General features: G+C 29.6%; 24 protein-coding genes and 1 pseudogene. 22 read left to right on the forward strand and 3 right to left on the reverse strand.

Annotation, left to right across the window (positions count from 1 at the left end; all coding sequences use genetic code 11):
* Positions 1 to 438: 438 nt before the first annotated feature.
* From D2A34_RS10265 to D2A34_RS10295, 7 genes are all read left to right on the forward strand, one after another.
* Entirely contained in the window at positions 439 to 891 is a 453-nt protein-coding gene (locus tag D2A34_RS10265; protein WP_079441910.1) for an Lrp/AsnC family transcriptional regulator, read from the forward strand.
* Between the two features lie 274 nt (positions 892 to 1,165).
* Entirely contained in the window at positions 1,166 to 1,396 is a 231-nt protein-coding gene (locus tag D2A34_RS10270; RefSeq protein ID WP_079441911.1) for a hypothetical protein, read from the forward strand.
* Positions 1,397 to 1,572: 176 nt separating this feature from the next.
* Positions 1,573 to 1,998 (forward strand): GNAT family N-acetyltransferase, encoded by a 426-nt coding sequence (locus D2A34_RS10275; RefSeq protein ID WP_079441912.1) that lies wholly within the window; start codon positions 1,573 to 1,575, stop codon positions 1,996 to 1,998.
* A gap of 67 nt (positions 1,999 to 2,065) precedes the next feature.
* Complete coding sequence (locus tag D2A34_RS10280; protein WP_079441913.1) at positions 2,066 to 2,278, forward strand: hypothetical protein; 213 nt, start codon at positions 2,066 to 2,068, stop codon at positions 2,276 to 2,278.
* Between the two features lie 329 nt (positions 2,279 to 2,607).
* Complete coding sequence (locus tag D2A34_RS10285; RefSeq protein WP_079441914.1) at positions 2,608 to 2,913, forward strand: hypothetical protein; 306 nt, start codon at positions 2,608 to 2,610, stop codon at positions 2,911 to 2,913.
* A 383-nt stretch (positions 2,914 to 3,296) separates the two neighbouring features.
* Complete coding sequence (locus D2A34_RS10290) at positions 3,297 to 3,566, forward strand: ACT domain-containing protein (RefSeq protein ID WP_077869930.1); 270 nt, start codon at positions 3,297 to 3,299, stop codon at positions 3,564 to 3,566.
* Positions 3,567 to 3,579: 13 nt separating this feature from the next.
* Positions 3,580 to 4,935, forward strand: coding sequence for a PFL family protein (locus D2A34_RS10295; RefSeq protein ID WP_079441915.1), 1,356 nt, complete (start codon positions 3,580 to 3,582; stop codon positions 4,933 to 4,935).
* Positions 4,936 to 5,089: 154 nt separating this feature from the next.
* Here the strand turns inward: D2A34_RS10295 and D2A34_RS26665 are convergent, their stop codons facing one another.
* Entirely contained in the window at positions 5,090 to 5,245 is a 156-nt protein-coding gene (locus tag D2A34_RS26665; RefSeq protein ID WP_182629352.1) for a hypothetical protein, read from the reverse strand.
* Positions 5,246 to 5,508: 263 nt separating this feature from the next.
* Between D2A34_RS26665 and D2A34_RS10300 the strand changes: the two genes are divergently transcribed.
* The 3 genes from D2A34_RS10300 (at position 5,509) to D2A34_RS27205 (ending at position 8,877) form a co-directional block, all read left to right on the forward strand.
* On the forward strand, positions 5,509 to 7,530 hold the full coding sequence (locus tag D2A34_RS10300) for a YgiQ family radical SAM protein (RefSeq protein ID WP_119366558.1): 2,022 nt from the start codon (positions 5,509 to 5,511) through the stop codon (positions 7,528 to 7,530).
* A gap of 199 nt (positions 7,531 to 7,729) precedes the next feature.
* A complete protein-coding gene (locus D2A34_RS10305; protein WP_341456932.1) occupies positions 7,730 to 8,488 on the forward strand; it encodes an exodeoxyribonuclease III in 759 nt (252 codons plus the stop codon).
* Between the two features lie 167 nt (positions 8,489 to 8,655).
* Positions 8,656 to 8,877 carry a hypothetical protein gene (locus D2A34_RS27205; protein WP_242966173.1) on the forward strand — a complete coding sequence of 74 codons (222 nt, stop codon included), beginning with the start codon at positions 8,656 to 8,658 and terminating at the stop codon, positions 8,875 to 8,877.
* A 122-nt stretch (positions 8,878 to 8,999) separates the two neighbouring features.
* Here D2A34_RS27205 and D2A34_RS27555 read toward each other — a convergent pair.
* Positions 9,000 to 9,311, reverse strand: a pseudogene (locus D2A34_RS27555) (DUF624 domain-containing protein); the annotation flags it as partial.
* Between the two features lie 596 nt (positions 9,312 to 9,907).
* Here D2A34_RS27555 and D2A34_RS10315 point away from each other — a divergent pair.
* The 5 genes from D2A34_RS10315 (at position 9,908) to D2A34_RS10335 (ending at position 16,286) form a co-directional block, all read left to right on the forward strand.
* Entirely contained in the window at positions 9,908 to 11,263 is a 1,356-nt protein-coding gene (locus D2A34_RS10315) for an ABC transporter substrate-binding protein (protein WP_119366559.1), read from the forward strand.
* Positions 11,264 to 11,359: 96 nt separating this feature from the next.
* Entirely contained in the window at positions 11,360 to 12,250 is an 891-nt protein-coding gene (locus D2A34_RS10320) for a carbohydrate ABC transporter permease (protein WP_079441919.1), read from the forward strand.
* 1 nt (position 12,251) lies between these two features.
* The gene (locus D2A34_RS10325; protein WP_079441920.1) at positions 12,252 to 13,151 is read left to right on the forward strand and encodes a carbohydrate ABC transporter permease; all 900 of its coding nucleotides are present in this window, start codon (positions 12,252 to 12,254) and stop codon (positions 13,149 to 13,151) included.
* A 41-nt stretch (positions 13,152 to 13,192) separates the two neighbouring features.
* The gene (gene arfA, locus D2A34_RS10330) at positions 13,193 to 14,710 is read left to right on the forward strand and encodes an arabinosylfuranosidase ArfA (RefSeq protein WP_119366560.1); all 1,518 of its coding nucleotides are present in this window, start codon (positions 13,193 to 13,195) and stop codon (positions 14,708 to 14,710) included.
* Positions 14,711 to 14,849: 139 nt separating this feature from the next.
* On the forward strand, positions 14,850 to 16,286 hold the full coding sequence (locus D2A34_RS10335; protein ID WP_119366561.1) for an arabinan endo-1,5-alpha-L-arabinosidase: 1,437 nt from the start codon (positions 14,850 to 14,852) through the stop codon (positions 16,284 to 16,286).
* A gap of 138 nt (positions 16,287 to 16,424) precedes the next feature.
* Here D2A34_RS10335 and D2A34_RS10340 read toward each other — a convergent pair whose 3' ends face one another.
* Positions 16,425 to 17,351 carry an ArsR/SmtB family transcription factor gene (locus tag D2A34_RS10340; RefSeq protein WP_079441923.1) on the reverse strand — a complete coding sequence of 309 codons (927 nt, stop codon included), beginning with the start codon at positions 17,349 to 17,351 and terminating at the stop codon, positions 16,425 to 16,427.
* Between the two features lie 584 nt (positions 17,352 to 17,935).
* On the opposite strand from D2A34_RS10340, the gene D2A34_RS10345 reads away from it, so the two are divergent.
* The 7 genes from D2A34_RS10345 (at position 17,936) to D2A34_RS10375 (ending at position 26,978) form a co-directional block, all read left to right on the forward strand.
* Entirely contained in the window at positions 17,936 to 19,108 is a 1,173-nt protein-coding gene (locus tag D2A34_RS10345; RefSeq protein WP_119366562.1) for a sn-glycerol-1-phosphate dehydrogenase, read from the forward strand.
* Between the two features lie 4 nt (positions 19,109 to 19,112).
* Positions 19,113 to 19,904: an HAD-IIA family hydrolase gene (locus tag D2A34_RS10350; RefSeq protein WP_079441646.1), complete on the forward strand. Its 792-nt coding sequence runs from the start codon at positions 19,113 to 19,115 to the stop codon at positions 19,902 to 19,904.
* Between the two features lie 288 nt (positions 19,905 to 20,192).
* On the forward strand, positions 20,193 to 20,798 hold the full coding sequence (locus tag D2A34_RS10355) for an NUDIX hydrolase (RefSeq protein ID WP_119366563.1): 606 nt from the start codon (positions 20,193 to 20,195) through the stop codon (positions 20,796 to 20,798).
* A 351-nt stretch (positions 20,799 to 21,149) separates the two neighbouring features.
* The gene (locus D2A34_RS10360) at positions 21,150 to 22,862 is read left to right on the forward strand and encodes a methyl-accepting chemotaxis protein (protein ID WP_119366564.1); all 1,713 of its coding nucleotides are present in this window, start codon (positions 21,150 to 21,152) and stop codon (positions 22,860 to 22,862) included.
* 340 nt (positions 22,863 to 23,202) lie between these two features.
* Positions 23,203 to 24,195 carry a substrate-binding domain-containing protein gene (locus D2A34_RS10365; protein ID WP_119366565.1) on the forward strand — a complete coding sequence of 331 codons (993 nt, stop codon included), beginning with the start codon at positions 23,203 to 23,205 and terminating at the stop codon, positions 24,193 to 24,195.
* 67 nt (positions 24,196 to 24,262) lie between these two features.
* A complete protein-coding gene (locus D2A34_RS10370; protein ID WP_243128315.1) occupies positions 24,263 to 25,669 on the forward strand; it encodes a sensor histidine kinase in 1,407 nt (468 codons plus the stop codon).
* A complete protein-coding gene (locus tag D2A34_RS10375; protein ID WP_119366566.1) occupies positions 25,647 to 26,978 on the forward strand; it encodes a response regulator in 1,332 nt (443 codons plus the stop codon). Before D2A34_RS10370 ends, D2A34_RS10375 begins: the two co-directional genes overlap by 23 nt.
* The last annotated feature ends 10 nt before the right edge of the window (positions 26,979 to 26,988 follow it).

Genomic DNA, 26,988 nt, shown 5'->3' on the forward strand with positions numbered 1-26,988 from the left:
GAAATTAAAAGTAAAAATGCGAATATAAGTATAAAACTTTTGCTAAATATTCGAGTTTTGTAGGATATAAACATATAATAATTAAGAAACTATAAGATATATCTTTGTAATTATAATTGATGCTGATTCACTAAAGAGAAAAATTAAATATTTTTATTGTTGTATTGAGTTTAAATACAATTGTGGTTAATTTTTTAAATCAAAATAGTAAAAAACTCTTGTAAAATTTCAATAATAACTTTAAAATATAAATAGGATAATTGTGTGAAATGAATAATTATACATAGAAATGTAATCAATTTAAATGTAAAAATAGTTTTTACAAAGATAATTTAATAAATTAACGCAAAGGAGCGTATCGATAATAAATGATTATTTGATATGTTCTTTTTTAGTATTTAGTAATATAATTATTTTAAATGGAATAGAGGTATTAAAATGGACAAGATTGATTTTAAGATTATTGAACTTTTACAAAAAAATGCACGATATCCACTAAAGCATTTAGCTGAGGAGGTATTTTTATCAACACCAGCAGTATCTGCCCGTATCGAGAAATTAGAACAAGCGGGTGTTATAACTGGGTATTCTGCACATGTTGATCCTTTGAAACTTGGATATAACATTAAGGCATTTATTAATTTAGAAATGTCACCAAAGCAAAAACCAGAATTTTATCCTTTTATAGCTAGCTGTTCAAACGTTCTTGAATGTAATTGTGTAACAGGAAAATATTCTATGCTCATAAAAGTAGCGTATCATACTACTTTAGAATTAGATGCTTTTATTGGAGAGTTACAAAAGTTTGGGAATACAGAAACTCAAATAGTATTCTCTACAGCGGTTGAACATAGAGGAATAGATGTGACTTCAGAGGTTGAAACTAAATAGGTATATGTTATATATTTATAAGGATAATTTTTTATAACTTAGTTAATTATTAAATGGTCGCATAAGAAATATATATTATTTAGATAAAGGTTGTCTTAAATTGCTTTTAAGACAACCTTTTATTTTGTAACGTTTTTTATAGAAAACCATAAAATAGAGAATATCTTAGAGTTTCGTATCATAAATTTATAATAGTATTATAATTTAATACTATACCTGTCGCCCGAAGATAGATGTTTTGAAATTGTATGTAAGATTAGAGGGAGGAAATATTGTGAATGAATATGAAGAGAAGTTAAACGAAAATAAGAACATAATATTGAGAAACATAGAACAAGGAAAGAAAGCAGGAATAAATAAGGTTTCAGCTGTATTTGCCATTAGTAAAAGAGATGAAATTAGAAAAAATATGGTTACAGATTTGGCTACTTGGTTAATAACTGATGGATATAAGGTTTCACTTAAGGAAGGCGAGTTAGAGATATTAACAATTGAGTGGGATTAGAATGTTTAGAAAAGATGTTTGGAGCAAGTGATGAGTATGTAATGAAAGAGTATTATAAGAGTTTAGAAAAAATAAAATGATTGGAAGTAATGTCTTTAGATTTATATATCTATTAAAATAATAGAGTGTTAAAATATAATTAAATACTAAAGAATTATATGGAGGATACATTATAAATGAATAATGGTATTGTAGTTCAAGCGATGAAAGAGTTAGATATAGATCAAGTACTTAAATTGTGGAGTGATATTTTTGGATCTTCATTTCTGGAAAGTTCTGTTACAAAAAGTGATTTAATTGGATATTTAAAGAAAAATCCAGAAACTAGTTCAGTAGCTTGTAATGGGGATGGAAAAGTTATAGGAGCTCTATTGTGTGGTAATGATGGCGTAAGGGGATTTATATATCATATTGCAATATATGAGGAATATAGAGTAAATGAGATTAATAAAAGTATGTTGGATCGTTCTTTAAAAAAGCTAAAAGAAGTTGGAATTAAAACAGGTTTTATTTTTACTCAGAAATATAATCATGATACTGATGTAGCTTTTAATTCCATAGGGTGGGATGTAATTCCAAACGAATTTAATTTAAACATTTAATTTTATAGATGAATATAATATTTAAATTGGAATATAATTTACTAATATAATCTAAGGGGATATGAATTTGAAACTTGATTTAGATAAGAATGATTTAATTTCTTTAATAAAAGGAACAGATCCCAATTTAAATGTGATGGAACATCCTAAAATAAGATATCGTGGAAGTTATAGAGAACCTTATGGAAGATGGGATTGGAACTATGGTGCATTTGAAAAATGTACTGAGGAAGAAATGTATGAAGTATATAAGATATGCAAAAATAGTTGGAATAGATAACATAATACACTTATTTAATGTAAGCATAATGGTAATATGAGAAGGTAACTAAAGATATCGTTAGTAATATATAGATAAGATCAATAGAATAACTACGGCACTTACAAAATAGTAGGTGCTATTCTGTTTTATAAATATTTATATAGAGTCGAGATAGATAGAGGTTATAATTTTATTTAAGCAAAATATTGCAGTAATTAATGTATAGATAAAATTTCTTGTGATTTTTATAGTCTAATCGAAATAAATAGGGGTAATCGCTTGAATTTCATCATTGAAATACAGGAGAGATATTATATATAATTTCATTAGAGGAAGGGGTGAAAGCTATGAAGGTTGAGTTTTGTCTCTTGGATAGTGGTGATGTAGTTTTTACAAAAGAATCTAAAGATTTGAAAGATATTATTAATGTCATTACTAAAGTAGGAACAGAAATAAATTTGTTTTTCAGTAAAGATGATTTCATCCATGGATATGTTCAGAGTGTAACGTATCAAGTGAATGCTGAAAGTAATGATGAAAGTCTAAGAATATGTTTTTCAAATGATTATAAAAAATCCAAGAATAAAGAAAGAATATCTGGTGAGCATTTAAGTACTACAAAATTGAGTGCAAAAGATAATAATAACAATTAAAATGTTAATTTTGAAGGAGGTAAGTTGGAAATGCTTACTTCTTTTGTTTTATATGATGAGAATGTTTTGATTATACCTATAAGCCAAATAATATATTAAAAATATTAAAGAATCTAAGGCGATAATACGAACAAAAAGAAAAAAATACTACAAAATGTTCTGTGAAAATTGACAAAATATAATATAAATTATAGAATAAAGATAGCAACGATGATACTTTCTAAATATTATCCAATTCAATGTGAATTGGATAATATTTTTAGACATAAGATATATAATAATAAATCACCTACGTAAGAAAATCTAAGTATAGTGATTTATTATTTTTAGATATGTCTTAGGAAGGATCTTAAAAATAAACTTAACGAATGGAGTAGATAAGCATGAAAGCAATATTAACAGTAATTGGGCAAGATAAAGTTGGTATTATAGCAGGGGTAAGTCAGAAGATGTTAGAATATAGTATTAACATATTAGATGTTAACCAAACTATAATGCAAGGTTTTTTTACTATGATAATGGTATTAGACTGTAAAGATATGAATGCGACTTTTGAAGAAGTTCGTACAGGACTTACAGCTGAAGGAGAAAGACTTGGGGTAGAAGTAAAGATCCAAAGAGAAGAAATATTTAAGTCAATGCATTCACTATAATTAGGAGGGGCTTATGAATACTAATAATATACTTGAAACGATAAAAATGATTGAAGAAGAAAAACTAGATGTAAGAACAATTACAATGGGGATATCTCTACTTGATTGTATAGATCCAGATGGAGATAAAGCCAGAATTAAGATATATGATAAAATTACAAAATCAGCAGAACGTTTAGTTGAAGTTGGTAGACAAATAGAAACGGAATTTGGTATTCCAATAGTAAATAAAAGAGTTTCAATAACTCCTATGTCAATAATTGCAGGAGCAACAAATGAAACTAGTTATGTTGAATTTGCAAGAACTTTAGATAGAGCAGCAGAAACTTTAGGGATAGATTTCTTGGGTGGATTTTCAGCTTTAGTTCAAAAAGGCTGCACTAAAGGAGATAAAATCTTAATTAGTTCAATTCCTGAAGCATTAGCAGTGACAAAAAAGGTTTGTGCATCTGTTAATGTAGGATGTACAAAATCAGGAATAAATATGAATGCTGTAAGAGATATGGCAGAAGTTATTAAAAGAACTGCAGAGCTTACTAAGGATGCTAAAGGATTTGGATGTGCGAAACTAGTTGTATTTGCAAATGCAGTAGAAGATAATCCGTTTATGGCAGGAGCTTTCCATGGGGTTGGAGAAGCAGAAAGAATTATAAATGTTGGAGTAAGTGGACCAGGAGTTGTTAAAAGAGCTCTTGAAAAAGTAAGAGGAGCATCTTTTGATGTTGTTGCTGAGACAATTAAGCAAACTGCATTTAAAGTTACAAGAATGGGTGAATTAGTTGCAAATGAAGCATCAAGAAGATTAGATGTACCTTTCGGTATAGTTGATTTATCTTTAGCTCCTACACCAGCTGTTGGAGATTCTGTTGCTGAAATTTTAGAAGAAATAGGATTAGAACAAGTTGGAACTCATGGTACAATAGCAGCTCTAGCTATGCTTAATGATGCTGTTAAAAAAGGTGGAGTTATGGCTTGTAGCCACGTTGGTGGATTAAGTGGAGCTTTCATTCCAGTATCAGAAGATGCAGGTATGATAGATGCAGTTAATAGTGGATCATTAAACTTAGAAAAATTAGAAGGTATGACATGTGTATGCTCAGTTGGACTTGATATGATTGCAATTCCAGGAGATACTCCAGCATCTACAATTGCAGGTATGATTGCTGATGAAGCAGCAATTGGTGTGATTAATAACAAGACAACAGCTGTTAGAATTATACCAGCACCAGGATGTGAAGTAGGAGACATGGTTGAGTTTGGTGGCTTATTAGGTAGAGCACCTGTAATGAAAGTCAACGGAAAGTCATCAGAGTTATTTTCTCAAAGAGGTGGAAGAATTCCTGCACCGATACATTCGTTTAAGAACTAATTAGAAATATATAAATAAAAAAGACCTAAAAGATGTATATCTTTTGGGTCTTCTTTACATTTTATATTATTTTTAAATATAAAGGAAATCGTGGGAAGTTTACTTTAATTATACTACTGGTGAGAGGATAAACTAGCAGGATCAGTTATTTATTTTATAGGAAGAATAATAATGGCCATAGTGACCATAAATTATTTCCACCAAATCCACATCCACCAAATCCACCGCAGCCGTATCCACCAAAGTTTCCACAACCATTGTAATTATTGCAACATCTGTTACAACATCTATTATAACAACATCTACTCATTATTCATTTCTCCTTTGTATACCTTGATCATTTGTTATAGTGTTAATATATTAAACATAATTAAAAAGTGTTACATATCAAAGAGAAATAAATGAGAAAAAATATTAATTATGATCACTAAAACAAGTGAATAATATATTTATCAAGAAAAATTCTTAGATTGATACAGAATGGAGTCTCTTTATGCTATAATATGCAAAGAGAAATTTATCAGCATATTAATTTTATATGCAAAACTACAAGAAAAATAAGTAGGTGGAAAGATGACAACTGAAAAGAAGTTTTTGCCAATAAGTAAAAAAGATATGAGAGAAAGAGGCTGGGATGAATTAGATTTTATAATTGTTACAGCTGATGCATATATAGATCATCATAGTTTTGGAACTGCGATTATTTCGCGAGTACTTGAGGCTAATGGTTATAAGGTAGGGATAATAGCCCAACCGGATTGGAAGACTATTTATGATTTTCAAAGGCTTGGAAGACCGAAGTATGCGTTTTTAGTTAATGGTGGTAATATGGATTCTATGGTTAACCACTACACTGTAAGTAAAAGGTTAAGAGAAAAAGATTTTTATTCTCCAGGTGGACAAATGGGTCTTAGACCTGATATGGCAACAATTGTATATTGTAATAAAATAAGAGAAGCTTATAAAGATGTAGATATTGTAATTGGAGGTATAGAAGCTAGTCTAAGAAGGTTTGCGCATTATGATTATTGGAGTGATAAAGTTAGAAAATCAATTCTAGTCGATAGTACAGCTGATCTTTTAATTTATGGTATGGGAGAGAAGCAAATAGTCGCAGTTGCAGAAAGTTTGAAAAATAAGGTTCCAGCAAAGGATATAACTTATCTTAGAGGAACTTGTTATATGACAGAGACTTTAGAAGATGTTCAAGATTATATCGAAATACCTTCTTATAAGGAAGTTTGTACTGATAGATATAAGCACGCAGAAGCTAGTAGAATTCAATATGAAGAACAAGATTCAGTAAGAGGTCATGTTATTGTTCAAAAACATGGGAATAAATTTGTGGTGCAAAATATTCCAGAAGCACCTTTAAGTAGAGAAGAGTTAGATGAAGTATATGGGCTTCCATATATGAGAGATTATCACCCTATGTATGAAGGGAAAGGTGGAATAGCTGCAATTGAAGAAGTTAAATTTAGCACAGTAAGCTCAAGAGGCTGTTTTGGAGACTGTAAGTTTTGTGCTATAACATTTCATCAAGGAAGAGTCGTTCAAAGTAGAAGCAAAGAGTCTATATTAGAGGAAGTTGAAGATATTACTAAGCTTCCAGACTTCAAAGGATATATACATGATGTTGGAGGACCCACTGCGAACTTTAGAAAGCCAGCTTGCACAAAGCAATTGTCTTTTGGAGCATGTAAAGGAAAAGAATGTCTGTCACCAAGTGTTTGCAAAAATATGGATGTAGATCACACGGAATATTTAGATTTACTTAGATCAATAAGAGAAGTTCCTAAAGTTAAAAAAGCATTTGTTCGGTCAGGTCTTAGGTATGATTATATAATGGCGGATAAAGATGATACTTTCTTTAAGGAATTGGTTGAGCACCATGTGAGTGGAAAATTAAAAGTAGCTCCGGAACATGTTTCAAAAGATGTATTAAAGTATATGGGTAAGCCTGCAGGGGAAACTTATGATAAATTTGTGGAGAAATTTGAAAAGATAACAAAGAAACTTGGTAAAAAACAATACATAATACCATATTTGATGTCATCTCATCCAGGAAGTACATTAGACTCTGCTATTGAGCTTGCTGAATATTTAAGGGATATAAATTATCAGCCTGAGCAAGTACAGGATTTCTATCCGACTCCAGGGACACTTGCAACAACTATGTATTATACAGGATTAGATCCGATGACTATGAAGGAAGTTTACGTTCCGAAAACTAAACATGAAAAAGCTATGCAGAGAGCACTTTTACAATTTAAAAATCCTAAATATTATACATTAGTTTATGAAGCTTTAACACAAGCTGGAAGAACAGATTTAATTGGGAATGGGCCGAAGTGCCTTATAAAGGATAAAAGTAATGGTTCAAGATATGGTAATACATACAACAATAAAGATAGCAAAGAAAATAAAGATAGAAGAAGTCAAAGCAAAAACGCAGCTCGTAAAGGTAATAATGATAAATCGATTAATGGTAGTAAAGATAAATCTCAAAAAGATAAAAATAAACCTGGGAATGTTAGAGGTAAGAGCAGCCAGAAAGCTAAATCAAAAGCTAAAAGTAAATCTAGAACTAGATAAAATGAAAAATTCACCAGTATAATGGTGAATTTTTTATTATTTCTTTCGTTTTCTATGGGAATTCAAAATATATTTGCAAATTGCATAAACAAACTAAGAATTAATCAGTTATTAGTGAATGTATAGATTAAGTAGTAATAATAATATATAATAATTATTATTGGTAAAAACAATTTTTCTAGAGCAGGAGGATATAAACGTGAAGAAATTAATTTCGTGGAATGTTAATGGATTAAGAGCTTGTGTTAAAAAAGGCTTTTTAGATTATTTTAAAGAAGAGGATGCAGACGTATTTTGTATACAAGAAAGTAAACTACAAGAAGGGCAAATAGATTTAGCGTTAGAAGGATATTATAGCTATTGGAATTACGCAGAGAAGAAAGGATATTCAGGCACTGCTGTGTTCACTAAAGAAGAACCTTTATCTGTTAAGAAAGGTATTGGAATAGAAGATCATGATAATGAAGGAAGAGTTCTTACATTAGAATTTAATGAATTTTATTTAGTAAATGTCTATACTCCGAATTCGAAACAAGGTTTAGAAAGACTTGATTATAGAATGGTATGGGAGGATGTTTTTAGAATATATCTAAAAGGACTTGAAGAAAGCAAGCCTGTAATAATATGTGGAGACTTAAATGTTGCACATAAAGAAATAGATCTGAAAAACCCAAAAGCTAATAGAAAAAATGCTGGGTTTACAGATGAAGAAAGAGATAAAATCTCTAAATTATTAGATTCAGGTTTTATTGATACATATAGATATTTCTATCCTGATACAGAAGGGGTATATTCGTGGTGGTCTTATAGATTTAATGCAAGGGCAAACAATGCTGGATGGAGAATAGACTATTTCTTGAGTTCAGAATCTTTAAAAGATAAATTAGAAGATGCTAAAGTACATATGAACATTGAGGGATCAGATCATTGTCCGGTAGAACTTTTAATCAATCTTTAATGAAGTTGTAATAAAGATTATAATTGATTTTTTTTAAGACATACTTTATATAAATAATGGTACTCTCTTATGTATCCGGTTTTTTACGAAACTGGATACATAAAGATGAGTGCCATTTTTTTCATATAAAGTATATGTGTTAAACTCATTTAAGTATAAAGTTTTTTATGGCTCCCCAAGTTGCGAAGCTTGAAATGAAAGATAAAAGGCTAAATGTAAGAAATAGGTATAGAGGAACTGTTAGAGGGAAGAAAAAAACATTAAATCCAAGTATTATTCCGCAAACCACCGCGCCAATTAATGTGTTTTTAAAACAAACGATGCTTAGTAATAATGAATTTTTAAGAATATCCTTTAGCGAAAGAGATACGGTAGTAAGTAAAGGATAAATATATAATGAAGCAAATAAAAATAATACTGTAATAAAAATACATAAGAATAGAACTATATAAAAGTTAACATTATTTTGTGATAATTTAAAATAAAACAAAATAGAGGTACTAAGTAATACAAGTATTATAGTATTTATAATTCCACAAGCTACTGATTGCTTCCAATTAAGCTTAAATGCTTCATGGAAATCGGAAAAAATAAAGACATGCTTGTCTCTAACCATTGACATGGTAATTGATGTCATTGCTCCAAAAGCGGGAGCTATAGTAATTATAGGAATAGAATATAGGATAAAAATCATATTAAGTTTAAGTATGTCCCAAAATTTATTTAATAGTAGATAAAAAAATAGTGAAATGCCTTTCTTTTCGGGTTCATTTTTATCTACACCAGGGCCTTCACGATGAAAATTGGGTACAAATATTTTCATATTAATCAGTCTCCTTAATCATGTAATGGTTTTCTGTTTAAGAAATAAATTACAAATTAATAATTGTAACTTTGTAGGGGATTTGTTTTAGATAAGTTTAGATTTAGTATATCATTTGAAGTGCTTAACTTCAAGAATTTCTAAAATAATAAATATATTATAGTTTAAAAAAGATTAAAATAATTTAATGAATTATAATATAAAGTGTTGACTTTGGAAGATGTAGGTATATAATAAATATATAAGGACAAACCAAAATACCATAAATGAAAAGGGTTACTGATAATAAAATTTATAGAATATTACAAAAATATACATATGATAATTAAATTGAAGAAAAAATCGATATTTATAAAATAAGTGGTTATTATAATATATTTTAGAATTGTATAAAATAAACCTTGAGTAATGTATGCTGTGTTTGAACCTTATATCAATATATATTTAAAGTAAACGTATAAAGAAGAAATAAGAAATAATAAATAATTCATTTGTTTTGGCCATTATTTTTTTGAGATATGTTACTTCAACTTTCACGAGAAGAATAATGTTCGCTAATATATTAACTTCATTTATAAAAATGGGAGGTAAATAATATGAAAAGTGTAAAAATATTAAAAAAACTTGCAACTGCTGTTGTTACAACATCTCTTGCAGCATCGATGTTAATTGGATGCGGTAGTAGTGATAGTTCTGCTACAAGTGCTGGCGAAAGCGGAAAGGATAATTCAACTGCTTCAGCCTCAGGTGATCAATTAGAAATGTGGACATTCGTTGATATGCATAAAACTTTCCTGGATGAGATGGTAGTTAAATGGAATGAAAAAAATCCGGATAAGAAACTAAATATTAATGTTACAGTGCTACCTTATGATGATATGCACAATAAATTACAATCAGCTCTATTGTCTGGACAAGGTGCTCCTGATGCAGTAGATATAGAATTAGGTAAATTCCCTAACTTCTTAAAGGGAGAACCACAGCTAGAGCCACTTGATGATGTATATGCACCATATAAGGACAAGGTAGTTAAATCACGTGTAGATATTTACAGTAAAGACAATCATGTATATGGACTTGATTATCATGTTGGTGCTACTGTTGCGTACTATAACACAGAACTTTTAGAAAAAGCAGGAATTGATTATAAATCTATAGTAACTTGGGATGATTTCAAAAAAGCAGGTGCTAAATATTATGCTGCAACTGGTAAAAATTTCGGTACAGCCGATACAAGTGCTATTTGGCAAACAAGTCTTATGTTAGCAGAACAAAAATCTGACTATACTGATGCAAGTGGTAAGCCACAATTAAACAGCCCTCAAATGGTTAAAGCACTTACTACCTTAAGAGACATGCAAGATGCTCATGCTATAGCTACTATTCCGGGTGGGCAACCTGATACAACAGATGCTGAAGGTGCAATAAATAATGGAGATTATGCAGTTGTAATTAAAGCAATGTGGTATATGTCAAGATTTTTACAATATATGCCTGATCAAGCAGGTAAATGGGCAATTGCTCCAGCTCCTGTATTTGAAAAAGGTCAACCACGTTCTGTAGGTTTAGGTGGTACTGGTACAGCTGTTACTAAAACTGCTAAAAACAAACAAAACCTTAAAGAATTCATAGCATATGCTAAATTTTCTGAAGATGGAGAAAAAGCTATATGGAATGAATTAGGGTTTGATCCAGTAAATACAGATTTATGGACTAATAAAGAGCTTACTCAAAACAAAGATAATAAGTTTATAAAATACTTCAAGACTAATCCTTTTGATACATTAAATGAAATTAAGAACGAAATATCATTAATTAAATCAACTGAAGCTAGTCCAAATATCAATAATGTTTTATGTACAGTTACTTTAAATAGTATATTTGAAGATAAAAAAGATATAAAACAAGCGTTAGATGAAGCACAACAACAAGCTGAAAATGAATTGAAATAATAAAATAATAATACAGGGAAGCTATTTAACAAAAAATAAAGCTATAAAAATAGCTCCTCTGTATTATTTTAGTGTGTAATAGGAGGAAGTTAAGTAATGTTTAAAGGATTTATATACAATAAAAAAGCAGCACCATATGTATTCATATTGCCATTTATTCTTGTGTTTTTAGTATTTTTTATTTCTCCGATGATAAACACGATAATAATGAGTTTTCAAAATGTATTACCGGGTTCAAGGAAATTTGTTGGTTTAGAAAACTATACGAAATTATTAGGAGATAAGGTTTTTTTAATTGCATTATGGAATAGTGTTAAATATATGGTGTGGACACTAATATTACTTATTCCAATTCCAATGGTACTAGCATGCATTATAAACAGTAAATTAATGGTTGGCAGAGAATTCTTTAAAGCAGCATTATACATACCAGCTTTGACATCTGTTGCTGTTGCAGGTATAGTTTTTAGGTTCAGCTTCGGAGAACAAGCTACTTCTTTAATGAATCAATTCGTTGCATTATTTGGAATGGATCCATATAAATGGCTCAAAAATGGAACTACAGGCTTTATTGTTCTATTAGTTTTAGCTTGTTGGAGATGGACAGGCGTTAATATGCTATATTTCTTATCGGGATTAAAGAACATTCCAGCAGAATTATATGAATCGGCAGATATTGATGGAGCAAGTATTTGGCAAAAGTTTAGATATGTTACAATACCTCAGCTTAAGCCAACAACTATTTATGTACTTACTATATCAATATATGCAGGTCTTGCAATGTTTATAGAAAGTTACATGGTATATAACGGTAACAATTCGCCAAATAATATAGGTCTTACAATTGTAGGATATTTATATAGACAAGGTATTGAAAAGAATGCTATGGGTTATGCATCTGCTGTAGGTTTAGTACTATTTGTCGTAGGAATGGCTATTAACTTAGTACAATTAAAGTTAAATGGAACATTTAATAAGGAGGATTAGTATGCAAAGTAATGTAAGTTTATATAGTAGAAAAAGAACTAAAAAAAACACTCAAAAAATAGCAGGACAAGGAAATAATATGCCTACTAAAGTGATGATTTTTATATTATTCACTGTCATAGCAGTAATACTACTAATTCCTTTTTACACACTTTTCATTTCGACTTTTAAAGACGGTGCAGTAGTAGTTGCTAAAGGTATGGATGCATCAATAGATATATCTAAAATGTCTATTAAAAACTATGTTATTTTGTTTACAGCAAAAAATAGTTTCTTTATATGGTTTTTTAACAGCTTGTTCTTAACAATAGGTCAAGTAGCACTTCAATTATTTATTAGTGCATTTGTTGCATATGGGTTTGCAATGTATGATTTTAAAGGGAAAAATTTCTTGTTTGTTTGTGTTCTATTCGTTATGATGGTGCCTTTTGAAATTCTAATGTTACCTCTTTATAGTCAAGTAAGTACTATGCATTTAACAAACAGTTACGCCGGAATTATTTTACCAAGCATAGCAAATGCTTCGACAATATTTTTCTTTAGACAGTATTTATCGGGAATTCCTAAGGATCTTGTTGAAGCGGGAAGAATAGATGGAGCATCAGAATATGGTATTTTCTTTAGATTAATATTACCAATCATGAAACCATCCTTTGCAGCAATGGCAATCTTAAATGCTATGGGTAGCTGGAACAACTTATTATGGCCAATGTTAGTATTGAAGGATGCTAAAAAATTCACTTTACCAATAGGTTTAAATACTTTAATGACACCTTATGGAAACAACTTCAACTTATTATTTGTGGGTTCTTTCCTTTCAATCTTACCTATATTCATATTATTTATGTGCTTCCAAAAGTACTTTGTTGATGGTATGACAGCTGGAGCTGTAAAGGGTTAATATGAAAAGTCCAAACTAAATACTTAAGGAGATGAATTATAATGGCAAAAAAAGCAAAAATGGTAGTAGACAAAGACTTCAAAATATCCGAAATAGATAAAAGAATTTATGGTTCTTTCATTGAACATTTAGGAAGGGCTGTGTATGGAGGGATTTATCAGCCAGATCATATGTCAGCTGATGAAAATGGCTTCAGAACTGATGTAATGGAATTAGTAAAAGAATTAGATGTTCCTATTATAAGATACCCGGGTGGGAATTTTGTATCAAATTTCTTCTGGGAAGATAGTGTTGGACCGATATCAGAAAGACCAAAGAGACTAGAATTAGCTTGGAGAAGCTTAGAAACTAATGAAATTGGATTAAACGAATTCTCAAAATGGACTAATGCGGTAGGATCTGAAGTAATGATGGCAGTAAATCTTGGAACAAGAGGAATTGCAGATGCCTGCAACCTTTTGGAATATTGTAATCATATAGGTGGTACAAAATATAGTGATTTAAGAATAAAACATGGTGTTAATAAACCACATAAAATAAAAACATGGTGCTTAGGAAATGAAATGGATGGACCATGGCAAATAGGACATAAAACTTCTGAAGAGTATGGAAGATTAGCTCTAGAAACAGGTAAGGCCATGAAATTAATAGACCCAGATATCGAATTAGTTTCATGCGGAAGTTCAAATACAGCCATGCCTACTTTCCCTGAATGGGAAGCATCAACTCTTGATCATACTTACGATGTAGTAGATTTTATATCACTTCATCAATATTATGGTAATAGATTAAATGATACTGCAAATTTCCTGGCTCAAAGTGATGATATGGAACACTTTATTAAAACCGTTACTGCTACTTGTGATTACATAAAATCTAAAAAACGCAGTAAGAAGACCATGAATTTGAGTTTTGATGAATGGAATGTATGGTTTCATTCGAATCAAGATGATGATAATATAATGAAAAATCATCCATGGCAAAAAGCGCCTGCACTTTTAGAAGATGTTTATAATTTTGAAGATGCACTTTTAGTTGGATTAATGTTAATTGTTCTAATGAAACATTCTGATAGAGTTAAAATGGCATGTTTAGCGCAATTAGTTAATGTCATAGCGCCAATTATGACAGAAGAAAATGGGCCGGCATGGAAACAAACTATTTATTATCCATATTTACATGCTTCAAAATATGGTAGAGGAATCGCGCTTCAACCAGTAATATCTTCACCAAAACATGACACTATCGATTTTACAGATGTGACAGATGTTGAATCTATAGCAGTGTATAATGAAGAAAAGGACGAAGTTACTATATTTGCAGTTAATCGTAATCTAGAGGAAAATATTGAATTGACTTGCGATGTAAGAAGTTTTGTAGGTTATAAAATTATTGAACATATTGTATTAGAACATGAAGATATGAAAATTGTAAATTCTCCAAAAGGTGAAGCAGTTACTCCGAAATGTGTAGATAGAAGTGAATTAAATGATGGAATTATTAATTCTTCTTTAGGAAAAGCATCTTGGAATGTAATTCGCTTAGGAAAGATTAAATAAAGAATACTTTATTTAAATATTGCTGTAAGAAATAGAAAATGATTTATCTATAAACTATTTTAGTTTATAGAACTTAGGATTTAGTGCATAGGCTTCATGTACTAAATCCTATTTTATTATTAAGTGGAGGAGTAGAAAAATGAGAAAGAGAATTTTGGCATTAATGTTAACAGCTTTTATGGCAGGTATCACCATCATGATAGGATGTTCATCAAAACAAAACAGTGAAAGTAGTTTGGCGAAAATAAGTTTTCCGGAAGATCCTAAAATTGAAGAATTAAGAGATTCAAGTATTGTTCTTGATAAAGGTAACTGGGGAACTTTAGGTGCTCATGATCCATCAATATTTAAGGATAAAGACACATATTATGTATTTTCCACTGATGCGAGGGTAGGTGGACCGGCAACTCCAGGAATACAGGTTCGTAAATCTAAAGATTTAATTCACTGGGAGTTCGTAGGTCAAGCGTTAAAAGGAATCCCAGAAGAAGCAAAGAAATGGAGTCGCGCTCAAGGAATATGGGCTCCGGATGTAACAAAGGTAGGAGAGGAATATTATCTTTATTATTGTGCATCAACTTTCGGTAAGAATAGATCGTATATTGGATTATTAAAAAGTAAATCAATAGAAGGACCATGGGAAGATAAAGGAGTTGTTTTGAAAACCAATCAAGGGGATGATAAAAATGCATTAGACCCCAATATAGTATATGATAAAGATGGGCAAATGTGGATGACATACGGTTCCTTTTGGAATGGTATATATATTGTAAAGCTTGATAAAAACACTGGAAAACCTGAAAATCAAAATGATATGGGAAAAAATATTTCAAAAAGAGACGCAGGCGTAAGTGGAGCTGTGGAAGGGCCTTATATAGTTTATAATGAAGAACAAAAGAAATATTATTTGTTTGTTTCATATGGGTCGCTATCTTCAGATTACAATGTTAGAGTGGGCCGAGCTGATAATATCGAAGGACCTTATTTAGACAGTAACGGAAATGATATGACTGATATATCAAATTCAAAACCAAATGAAATTGGGAATAAAATTTTAGGTGGATATAAATTTGGTGATAATGAAGGCTGGATGGCACCAGGACATAACTCTGTATTGAATGATAATGGAAATTACTATATAGTTCATCATGTGAGAACAGAGAAAAATAAAGATTGGTTCTATTTAAATGTTAGAAAAATTCTTTGGTCAGAAGATGGATGGCCTATAGTATCACCAGAAAGGTATACTGGAGAAAAAGAACAGGCGATTGAAAAAAATGCTCTAATAGGAAATTGGCAACTAATATTACAGGATAAAAATATTAATGAAATAATACCGTCAGAACAATATGAATTTACAAGTAATGGGAAGATTAAGAACGAAAAACAATCTGGAAAATGGGAATTAAGTGGCGATAACAATATAATTATTGAACTTTCGAATAATAATGGTAAAAAAGTAGAATATAAAGGAAAAGTAATCCCATCATGGGATTGGGAAAATAAAAAGCAAACCTTAGTGTTTACTGTAATTGATAAAAATGGAGTGTCTTTATGGGGAAAACTCATGAGATAGTATATGAAAAAATTTTGAGAACAAAAAGTAAATTTCTCATAAAACAAAACATGAATGAATATGAAGTTACTTCATATTCATTCATGTTTTTGTTTTATAAAAAAATAGATATCTATATTTTATAACCGATATTATTTCTTAAATATCTTGTTGAGTTAATTCATTATAAACAAGTCTCACGTTTATGCCTTGGCTATAATTACCAAAGTTTTTTCCGAAGATAGTTAATCCACCAACATGCTTTGTTTCTTCTGGAACAGCCAATTTAAGAAGTATATCACTTTTATACGTCAAACCTAAATCTTCTAAAGTGATATCTGAAATTTTTATTCCATCAATAAAAGTTCCAAATGCATTAATATTTAAAAGTTTTAAAAGTCCATATTGATTCCAATTTGACAACCACCAAGATGGTGTTAAGATTCCTTTGTTATCACCAAAATCTCCAGGACTGGTCCAACTACCTATATTAACATTATTAACATAGAAATGAATATCAGAAGGCCAATCACTACAAGAACCAGGTGCTTCGGAGCTTATCTCCATAGATATTTGAAGATCAGAAAATGTTTCGTTAGGTTTTAGATAATTAGGAATTCTATATTCAATGTATCCCTTAGTGAACCATAGTATATCAGCATTAATCCTTTCAGGGTCTGCAAAGTAATTTGGATTATCAACTTCTCCGATAATTTTTTCTTTGGTAGCGATTCCGCAAGTAGGAGCAATATCATAATTGGAATAATGACCTATATTTAAATCTATATCATACGAATTTTCTAAATCTTGCTTACCTATATCAATTACAAATTTATCCTCGTGAAGAGAACATATTTTTTGAAGTCCATGCTTCCCAGTCAAGTTAGTTGTTTTTATTAATCCGCACTCTTCTAATTTTTTTATATGCATAGTAACCGCACCATTAGTTAAATCCAGCTTCTCAGATAATTCATTCATATTTAATTGTTTGAATTGTGATAAAATATCTAATATATTAATTCTTACGTCAGAACTTAAAGCTTTAAAAATAGGTAAACTGTCTTTTAAGTTAGTTATATGTATCATAAATAATCTCCTCTAATTAATTTAGTGTTTATTTTAATAAAATGTAATTCTCATAAAAGTTAAAATAAAAATATTAAGAAAAATTATAGATTTTTCTTATAGTTTGTATATAAACATTATACTTTTATATACAAATTTAAACATAACATTAATTTAATTATACATTGTATAAGAATAAATGTGAATAATTATTTTAATAATTAATAAAATAAAGCAGAAAAAATAGAACCTTAATGTTTGTTTGAAGGTTTTCTAAAGTGAACATTTAAATAGGATAAATATTAGTTTTATCCTTATATTATAACATTAACTTCAATAGCTTAATATTGTAATATAGACTAAAAAAGACTATGATTTTTTACACTAAATATAAGGAACTTGTACGCTGTTAATTAGAGGTAATATATTATATAATTTAGATGTGGCTAAACTAAATTGTAAATTATGTAAAACTTGCTTCAGGTGGAATCAGCATCTGAAATCTTTGTTGAAATCATACTAGTTCTTGTTAGCATGATATTTTTATTTAAATTAAATCGTAAGGATCATAGTGACTAGGCACAAGGTTAGGGAGGGATTTTATTTTGGATGATATTTTAAGTAAAGAAATTAAAGAAATGGCAGATATGGAGTTTGAGTGCAGTTGTGGAAAGCAACATAAGATAGAAATGAAACATATATATGTCGGAGAAGGTGTATATATTAAAATTTTAGATGTTGTGAAAGAAATCCTGCCAAGTAAAATTTTATTAGTAAGTGATAATAACACTTATGAAGTATTAGGTAAAGATGTGAAAAGTATAATTGATGAGGCAGGCTATAGAACTAAAAACATTATTTTAAGCAGTCAAGGAGATTTAGTTCCTGATGAAAGAGCAATAGGTAGAATACTTGTTGAAGTTGATGATGAAACAGAACTTATTGTTGCAGTAGGGTCAGGGAGTATTAATGATATAAGCAGGATGGTTAGTGCAAGAACCAAAATACCATATGTTATCATTGGAACTGCTCCGTCTATGGATGGGTATGCATCAACAGTATCACCATTAATTATTGATGGAGCAAAAGTAACATATCCAGGAACTCATCCATATGCTATTATAGCAGATACTAATATTATGAAAAATGCTCCTTTTGAGATGATATGTGCAGGGTTTGGAGATATACTTGGAAAATATACAGCGCTTTCAGATTGGATGTTGTCTCATAAAAAAAATGACGAATATTTTTGTCATACTACTGAAAAGCTAGTAAGAGATGCTATGAATAAATGCTTTGATAATATAGAAGGTGCAGTTAATAGAGATCCAAAAGCAATTGGATATATAGCAGAAGGACTTATTTTATCTGGTGTAGCTATGACTTTATCAGGAAATTCAAGGCCAGCGTCAGGAGCAGAACATCATCTTTCTCATTATTGGGAAATAGATAAACTTTCAAGGAATTTGGAACATCCGCTTCATGGAAATTCAGTCGGAGTAGGTACCATTATATCAGCATGGATATATAATGAACTTAAAATAGAAGAAAGATATGGGATTAAAGTTCCGACTGCTGAAGAAATTATAAAGTTATTAGATTGTATTGGAGCAAAGTCAAGTCCTAAAACGCTAGGTATTGAAAAAGAATTATTCCGCAGAAGTATAATTCATGCTCTTGAAATAAGACCAAGGTTTACTATTTTACAATATGCGAAAAATGAAAATAAATTAGAAGAATGTGCAGATAAATTAACAAATTTATTTTACGGAGAGTAATATTATGTTAAAAGATAAAAAACTATTTTTATTAGATATTGATGGAACAATAGCTTTAGATACTAAATTAATTGCTGGAACTTTAGAGTTTATGAATTATGTTTTAAGCATTGGTGGAAAATATATTTTTATAACTAATAATTCTACTAAAAGTATTGAGGATTATATCATAAAATTTGAAAAGTTTGATATCAAGGTAGATAAAACAAGCTTTGTAACATCATCATATGCAACAGCATTATATCTAAGAGAAACTTATGATGATAAAAAAATATTTGTTCTTGGAACAAAATCATTTATTGAAGAACTTAGAAGATTTAATGTGAATGTTACAGAAGAACAAGATGACGATATAGTTTGTGCAGTTGTAGGTTTTGATAATGAATTAAACTATAAGAAGGTAGAAAATATATGTGAATTATTACTTACAAGAAATATTGATTATGTAGCAACAAACCCTGATCTTGTTTGTCCAACTACTTTTGGCTTTATTCCAGACTGTGGATCAATATGCGAAATGATAGGGCATGCAGTAAAAAGGGAACCTTTATATATAGGTAAGCCTAATAAGACCATTGTAGAAATGTGTTTAGAACAAACTGGGTTTTCAAGAGAAGAAACTCTTGTTATAGGGGATAGACTGTATACTGATATTGCTTGTGGGATAAATGGCGGCGTTGATACTGCTGTAGTATTCACAGGAGAAGCAACAAAGGAAGATTTGAAAAACACGGAATTTAAACCCACATATAGCTTTAGTTCAATTAAGGAATTGTATGAGGAAATAGCTTTTTAGTATATTATTAGAAGCATACAGAGTTGTTAGAAATAGAAACTAAATTTCTAACAACTCTGTTTATTTTTGTATAGAGGAGAAAATAAAATTGTTCGGATACCGAAAGATGAAAATAGAGGTCATTATGTTGCATTATTTAAATAGAAGAAAAAGTTTACACTATTGAGGTATCTTTGAGCGAGCTCGTTATATAATAATTATTAGCAAAGTGCAGCTTTTGTGTTTTTAAAGTTAAGAATTTGATATAATATATCTATAGAATAACTAGTTAGGGGGAGATTATAGCATATGAATTTAGAGAATATAACGAATAAAATAGGAAATAGTAAGCCATATATCAATGGCTGGGAAAGAATGAGAAGATCATCTATAATTATTCCGCTAGTAGAAATTAATAAAGTAGTGCATGTATTATTTGAGGTTAGATCAAAGAAACTAAATAGCCAGCCGGGTGATATTTGTTTTCCGGGAGGGAAGATAGACGAAAATGAAACTCCTAAAGAAGCGGCTCTTAGGGAAATGTTAGAAGAGCTTGGTATAAAGAATATTAATTTAATAAATGAACTAGATACCGTAGTTAGATATGATGGTATAATAATTCATCCATATGTAGGGGTTATTAAAAATATTGAGGAAATAAAAATAAGTGAAGATGAAGTTGATCATGTGTTTTATGTACCATTATCTTATCTTTTAGAACATCAACCCCTTGAGTTTAACAACAAAATAAATATAGAGAGAGCCAAAGAATTTCCCTACGATTTGATTGTTAATAGAGAAAATTACAAATTTAGAGAAGCTAATTACAAATCTTTATTTTATAAATATGAAACCTATAATATATGGGGAATTACTGCGGAAATGCTACAAAATTTTTTGGAAAAGTTGAACTAATGTACTAATTAACAGCTATGGTAATCTAATCGATACTGTAGCTTATGTTTTTCTAGAATCATATCAATTGGATTCGCTTTTATTGAAGAATCTATTGGACAAATGGGGCGGATTTTTGAGATGCATGTATACGAACAAGTTGGAGAAATGAAATAGATTTTGATTAAAATAAAGGATTAAGGAAAAAACTTAGTCCTTTTTTTGATGGAAAGATTATTTGATTCCATAATAATCCAATTGTCATGGTTTTGACATAATAAATTTATATAATTGACATACTATCATTACATGTTTTACTAAAATATTATAATTCTATCAAATATATTTTTAATTGAGAAAAAGGGGGAAATTATAATGTTTATAAAAAATATTAAAGTAAAGACTAAATTACTTTTATCTTTTCTTATTATGGCGATATTGATATCTGTCGTTGCTATAATAGGAAAAGCATCACTAAAAACAGTAGATGCAAATTCGAAATCAATGTATAGTGATGATTTACAATCTATACAATTACTTACTGAAATAAAACAATCATTAGTTAGTACTAAAAGTGATGTTATAGAACTTGTTTATATAAGAGATATTTCGAAAAAAACTGATTTAGAGAAAGATATTCAACTAAATATAAAGAAGTATGATGAGGATATATTGAATTATGAAAATATTTTTATGGATCCTTTAGAAAAAGAAGTATGGCCAACAATTAAAAATCAGCTTAGCGAATATAGAATAAAAACAGATAATGTGATTAAACTTGTTGATAGTGGAAAATACGACGAAGCAGCAAAAGAATATCAACAGATACCAAAGATTAGAGAAGAATTGATGGAGAATATTGATAAGGTAATAAATATAAATATTGAAAGTGCAAAACAACATAATATTAAGAATAATTCTATATACTTAAATAGTGATAATATTATGACAGTATTAATGATTGTAGGATTATTGCTAGCTATTGTCATAGGATTACTTATATCGAAAGATATAAACAGTTCATTAATTAAAATGATGGGGATCGCAAAAAATCTTGCTGCCTTTGATTTGTCTAAGAACTTTGAAATTGCAAGGAAGGATGAATTTGGAGAAACGGGCAGAGCGCTAATAAAAGCTCAGCAGAATATTAAAGAACTTGTAACGACAATAATAAGTAATTCACAGGTCATGAGTGAATCAAGTGAAGAACTGTCAGCTACAGTAGAAGAATTATCGGTAAAAACTGAAGAAATTGATAATGCACTAACAAATATTGTATCGGGAGTTCAAGAAACAAGCGCAGTTTCAGAAGAAGTATCAGCATCTGTTCAAGAAGTAGATTCAAGTATTAATGAACTTTCAGAAGAAGCAATGGTTGGAAGTAATAATGCTAATCAATCAAAAGAAAGAGCTGCTGAAGTCGAGAGAAAAGGGAAAGAAGCAATAAGAAGCGTTAGAAGTTTATATAAGGAAAAGAAAAATAATATGTTAATGGCGATTGAAGATGGCAAGGTTGTAGGCAATATAAGGGTAATGGCAGATACAATTGCAAGCATATCTGAACAGACAAATTTATTAGCATTAAATGCGTCTATAGAGGCTGCAAGAGCAGGGGATCAAGGCAAAGGGTTTGCTGTTGTTGCTGAAGAAATAAGAAAACTTGCAGAACAATCATCACAAGCAGTAATAGGGATTAAGGATACTATTACTAAGGTTCAAGATGCATTTAAAAATCTATCTGAAAACGGTGATGAAGTATTGAAATTTATAAATGAAGATGTAGATCTACAGTTCGAAGAGTTTGAGAAAGTTGGAAATACATATTATAGAGATTCAGAGTTTGTAAGCAAAATGTCTGAGGAAATAGCATCTATGTCTGAGGAACTTGCTGCTACAATTGGACAAGTAAGTGAGGCAATACAAAATGTTGCAGTGGCGTCGCAAAAATCATCAGAACATGCTGAAACAATAAAAGGAAGTGTGGATGAAACGACAAAAGCAATAGGACAAGTTGCTTTAACAGCTCAAAATCAAGCTGAACTTGCTCAAAAACTTAATGAAATGGTGTTGAAATTTAAAATATGATCTGCAAAAGTGGAATTATGAAAATTATAAATATAAATTTTAATTTGAAATAAGCTAGTTATAGAATTTAAAACAATGATTTAGAGGTATGAGAAAAACAAAAATATTTTCTCATATTTCTTTTTTATTACTCAAATTTAGTATTTAATAAATGTAAATATGGTCAGAGGTTTATTTTGAAAAGATTGTGGTTAATTTTAGTTTTATGAAAAGCTATACAAAAAAACATTGACTTAAAAAAAGAAGAAATATAGAATAACATTATTAAAGAACATTTAAAAAGTAGTTTTTAATTAAATAAATTTTATGAATTAATTCTAATGAAAAGGAGAACTTGTTAATGAAATACTTAAAGAGTATTTTAGGGATTATACTTGTAGTGCTTTTTTTAGGTAGTAATTTATTTTTTCTCAATCTATTAAAGGACAAGAAGGTAGAAAATGAAAATATAAAACCTAAAATAGTATTAATATCTCACATTAAGACAAATCCCTATTGGCTTAGCATAAAGAAAGGAGCAGAAAGGGCAGCAGCAGAAAGAGGGGCGGTAGTTGAATTTTTGGGGCCTACTACTGCAAATACAGAAGAAGGTCTAAAACTTTTTGACATGGCCACATCGGCTAAGGTTAGTGGAATAATAACTTATGTCCAAGAAGAAGGAAAGTATGCAAAGCAAATTAATAGTGCTATAGAAAAAGGAATACCGGTTGTGACAATAGATTCAGATGAAGAAAATAGCAATAGAATAGCATATGTAGGAACAGATAACATTCTTGCGGGACAAGTTGCTGGAGAAGAAGCTGTAAAGCAAATTGGAGTAGATGGAAATGTTGCAATAGTAATGGGGGGGAAGGATGTTAAAAATCAAAGGGAAAGAGTGGACGGATTTAAAGATTATATTACATCAAACTCAAACCTAAAGATTGTGGATGTGGATTCATCTGATGCAATGCTTCTTGAAGCGGAGATTGTAACAAGAAAAATACTAAATAGAAATGATAAAATAGATGCACTGTTTTGCACGTCAGCATTAGATGGAATAGGAGCCGCTAAAGCAGTAAACGATTTAAATGCTAAAGGTAAAGTGAAAATTATATGTTTTGATGATTTAGAAGAAACTTTAAATAACATAAGAACTGGACTAGTTTCAGCAACGATAGTTCAAAAAAGTGATGAGATGGGGTATAAGGCGGTAAATATTATAATGGATAAAATTCAAAAAAAGTCTGAAGTTAATCCTAAATCCTTAACAAATGTTAAGTTAGTCAATAAACGTAATATAGATATTTATAAGCAGGGAGACGATAAGTTTGAAAATCAAAACTTTAAATAGCAAATTTATTATATTTGTTATATGTTTAATTATCCCAGTAGGCATATGTAATATTATATCCTTGGCTATGAGTAAGAAAATTGAAGATGGTTATGTAAATATGCTTAATAATATGCTTATTACCAATGAAATTAAGCAGCATATTGATAATTCTTTAGATGGATTTAATCAATATATATTAAGTGGGGCTGAAGATAAGAAAGAAAGCTATAATAATGAGATATTTATTGCTAAACAGGAAATCGAGACACTTAAAAGTAATTCTGATAATACGAGCCAATATATTTTAAGAGATTTAGATAATACCTTAGATTCTTATGTGGAAAATTCTAAGAAAACAATTTCGGCTTATGAAAACAAAGAAGGATATATTTTTTATTATGACGATTTTGTATCAGCTAAAAATATTGCCGGATATTCTAAAGAATATGCATCTACATTAATGCAGAATTATTTAGAAACTAATAGCGTAGCATATAAAGAATTAAATAAACATAGTAGATTAATATATGTATCCCTAACTATATACCTTATATTAATTTTATCAATGTGTGTTTCATATGCACTTTTATTTATTAAAAATATTTCAAAAGGTTTAAAAGGAATTGTTGATATTTCAAATAAGGTATCCAGGGGGCAGTTCGAATACTATGAAGGTGATAAAACAGATATATATGAGTTAGATTTGCTCACGAAAACTTTTAATACAATGATAAAGGATATAAAAGATCTTATAAGATCTATAAGTGAAAAACTTACATTAGAAAAGAAATTAAAAGAAGAGGAAATGAAAAATCTTCAATACGAGAATGCTTTGAAGGAATTTGATTTAAAAGTATTACAATCTCAGATAAATCCACATTTTTTATTTAATACTTTGAATTGTATAAATGCTACGGCTATGATGGAAAATGCTACAACAACAAGCAAGTTGATAAAATCAGTATCTAATATTTTGAGATATTCATTGAGGTCCATGAGCACAAATGCACTTTTGGAAGATGAAATAAACATAATAAAAGATTATATCTATATTCAAGAATGTAGGTTTGACGACAGAATAAAATTTAATTTAAGCACCAATATGGATATGAAAAAAGTAAAGGTTCCTGGAATGACAATACAACCTTTGGTAGAGAATGCATTTATTCATGGAATAGAACCCAAAGAAGAAGGCGGATATATAAATATCTGCATTAATGAGAAAAATGGAATTTGTATGATCATGATTGAGGATGATGGTATTGGAATTCCAAAAGAAATTTTGGACAAGATTAATAATTATAACTACGAAATGAAACATACTGGACATACAACAGGCCTTGGGTTAAATATTGTTGAAAAAAGGTTAAGATATTTATATGATCGAGAAAACATGTTTGAAATAGAAAGTGAAGAGGGTAAGGGGACAAAAGTTTATTTGAGAATACCTATAATGGGGGAGGATAATAATGATGAAAATATTACTTGCTGATGATGAGAAATATGATAGAGAAACAGTTAAGCATATATTAAAAGATAATTTTTCCGAAGAATTAGAGGTATATGAAGCTAAAAATGGAAGAGAGGCAATAGAATTATCTGAAAGCATTAGGCCTGACATGGTTATAATTGATATAAAAATGCCAGGAATTGATGGTATACAAGCCCTAAAGGAAATAAGTGCTACACTGCCAAACTTATATAGCATAATTTTAACAGCATATGATTACTTTGATTTTGCACAGGAAGCTGTAAAAATAAACGTAAAAGAATATCTTTTGAAACCATTCACAAAAGAAGAGATAGTTGAAAAAGTCTCTGCAGGTATTCGCTCGGTTAAAAAAGAACAAAATAAACGAAAAAGTGAAATTGAAGATAAAGAAAAGATATATACCTTATTACCTGTTCTCGAAAATCAATTAAGTGATTTAATCATAAATGATAAGTTAAAAGGTATTGATTATGGAATGTACTTACGCTGCTTAAATATGAACTTTGTAAGCAGTTATGCAATGGTCATATCTATAAAGGATAAATATGCTTATACAGATATAGGCAGAAATGAAAAAGATGAGATTAAAATAAAAATAGGGGAGTATATTAAGGAATATATTAATAGAAAATATAAATGTATAGGAAATTATGTGTTTTATGAAGAACTAACATATTTTATACAAATAGAAAATGAAAATATTAGTGACTTTAAGAACCTAAAGATAGATCTTGCCTTTAATCTGAGGAGAGAAATAAAAAAGAGATTCAACGTTTCAGTAAGGGCTGGACTTGGGGAAACATTTGATTCAGTGGAACAAATAGTTGAGTCTTATAGACAGGCGACTAAATGTTTAGTGTATAATTCGGATAATGTAAATATAATCTATATAGATGATGTGAACGATAAGTTACTCAAGGACCAATATACTATTAACGTTAAGGAAAATAAAAGTAGGAACACTAATAAAATAAAAATGAAGTTATTTGAAGATGTGAAGAATTATATCAGAGAAAATATTGAGGAAGAACTCGAATTAGAGAAAGTAGCTAATAATTTCGGATTGAGTGTATATTATTTTAGTAGAACATTTAAAGAGGTGACGGGAGTTAATTTTTCTGATTATGTGAATAAATGCAGAATAGATATTGCTAAGGAATTATTATTAAGTGGTGAGATGAACGTAAAAGAAGTTTGTTATAAGGTAGGATACAATGACCCTAATTACTTTAGCAAAGTGTTTAAAAAATATGAAGGCGTAAGTCCAGTAAATTTTAAAATATCAATAGATAGACAATATATGACTTAGATTTATGTGA

Source organism: Clostridium chromiireducens (assembly GCF_003575225.1).
Taxonomy (GTDB): Bacteria; Bacillota; Clostridia; order Clostridiales; family Clostridiaceae; genus Clostridium; species Clostridium chromiireducens.

Coding starts and splice junctions, on each gene's coding strand:
- D2A34_RS10265 (WP_079441910.1), top strand. CDS start 439: ATGGACAAGATTGATTTTAAGATTATTGAACTTTTACAAAAAAATGCA.
- D2A34_RS10275 (WP_079441912.1), top strand. CDS start 1,573: ATGAATAATGGTATTGTAGTTCAAGCGATGAAAGAGTTAGATATAGAT.
- D2A34_RS10285 (WP_079441914.1), top strand. CDS start 2,608: ATGAAGGTTGAGTTTTGTCTCTTGGATAGTGGTGATGTAGTTTTTACA.
- D2A34_RS10290 (WP_077869930.1), top strand. CDS start 3,297: ATGAAAGCAATATTAACAGTAATTGGGCAAGATAAAGTTGGTATTATA.
- D2A34_RS10295 (WP_079441915.1), top strand. CDS start 3,580: ATGAATACTAATAATATACTTGAAACGATAAAAATGATTGAAGAAGAA.
- D2A34_RS26665 (WP_182629352.1), bottom strand. CDS start 5,245: ATGAGTAGATGTTGTTATAATAGATGTTGTAACAGATGTTGCAATAAT.
- D2A34_RS10300 (WP_119366558.1), top strand. CDS start 5,509: ATGACAACTGAAAAGAAGTTTTTGCCAATAAGTAAAAAAGATATGAGA.
- D2A34_RS27205 (WP_242966173.1), top strand. CDS start 8,656: ATGGCTCCCCAAGTTGCGAAGCTTGAAATGAAAGATAAAAGGCTAAAT.
- D2A34_RS10315 (WP_119366559.1), top strand. CDS start 9,908: ATGAAAAGTGTAAAAATATTAAAAAAACTTGCAACTGCTGTTGTTACA.
- D2A34_RS10320 (WP_079441919.1), top strand. CDS start 11,360: ATGTTTAAAGGATTTATATACAATAAAAAAGCAGCACCATATGTATTC.
- D2A34_RS10325 (WP_079441920.1), top strand. CDS start 12,252: ATGCAAAGTAATGTAAGTTTATATAGTAGAAAAAGAACTAAAAAAAAC.
- arfA (WP_119366560.1), top strand. CDS start 13,193: ATGGCAAAAAAAGCAAAAATGGTAGTAGACAAAGACTTCAAAATATCC.
- D2A34_RS10335 (WP_119366561.1), top strand. CDS start 14,850: ATGAGAAAGAGAATTTTGGCATTAATGTTAACAGCTTTTATGGCAGGT.
- D2A34_RS10340 (WP_079441923.1), bottom strand. CDS start 17,351: ATGATACATATAACTAACTTAAAAGACAGTTTACCTATTTTTAAAGCT.
- D2A34_RS10350 (WP_079441646.1), top strand. CDS start 19,113: ATGTTAAAAGATAAAAAACTATTTTTATTAGATATTGATGGAACAATA.
- D2A34_RS10355 (WP_119366563.1), top strand. CDS start 20,193: ATGAATTTAGAGAATATAACGAATAAAATAGGAAATAGTAAGCCATAT.
- D2A34_RS10365 (WP_119366565.1), top strand. CDS start 23,203: ATGAAATACTTAAAGAGTATTTTAGGGATTATACTTGTAGTGCTTTTT.
- D2A34_RS10370 (WP_243128315.1), top strand. CDS start 24,263: ATGAGTAAGAAAATTGAAGATGGTTATGTAAATATGCTTAATAATATG.
- D2A34_RS10375 (WP_119366566.1), top strand. CDS start 25,647: ATGATGAAAATATTACTTGCTGATGATGAGAAATATGATAGAGAAACA.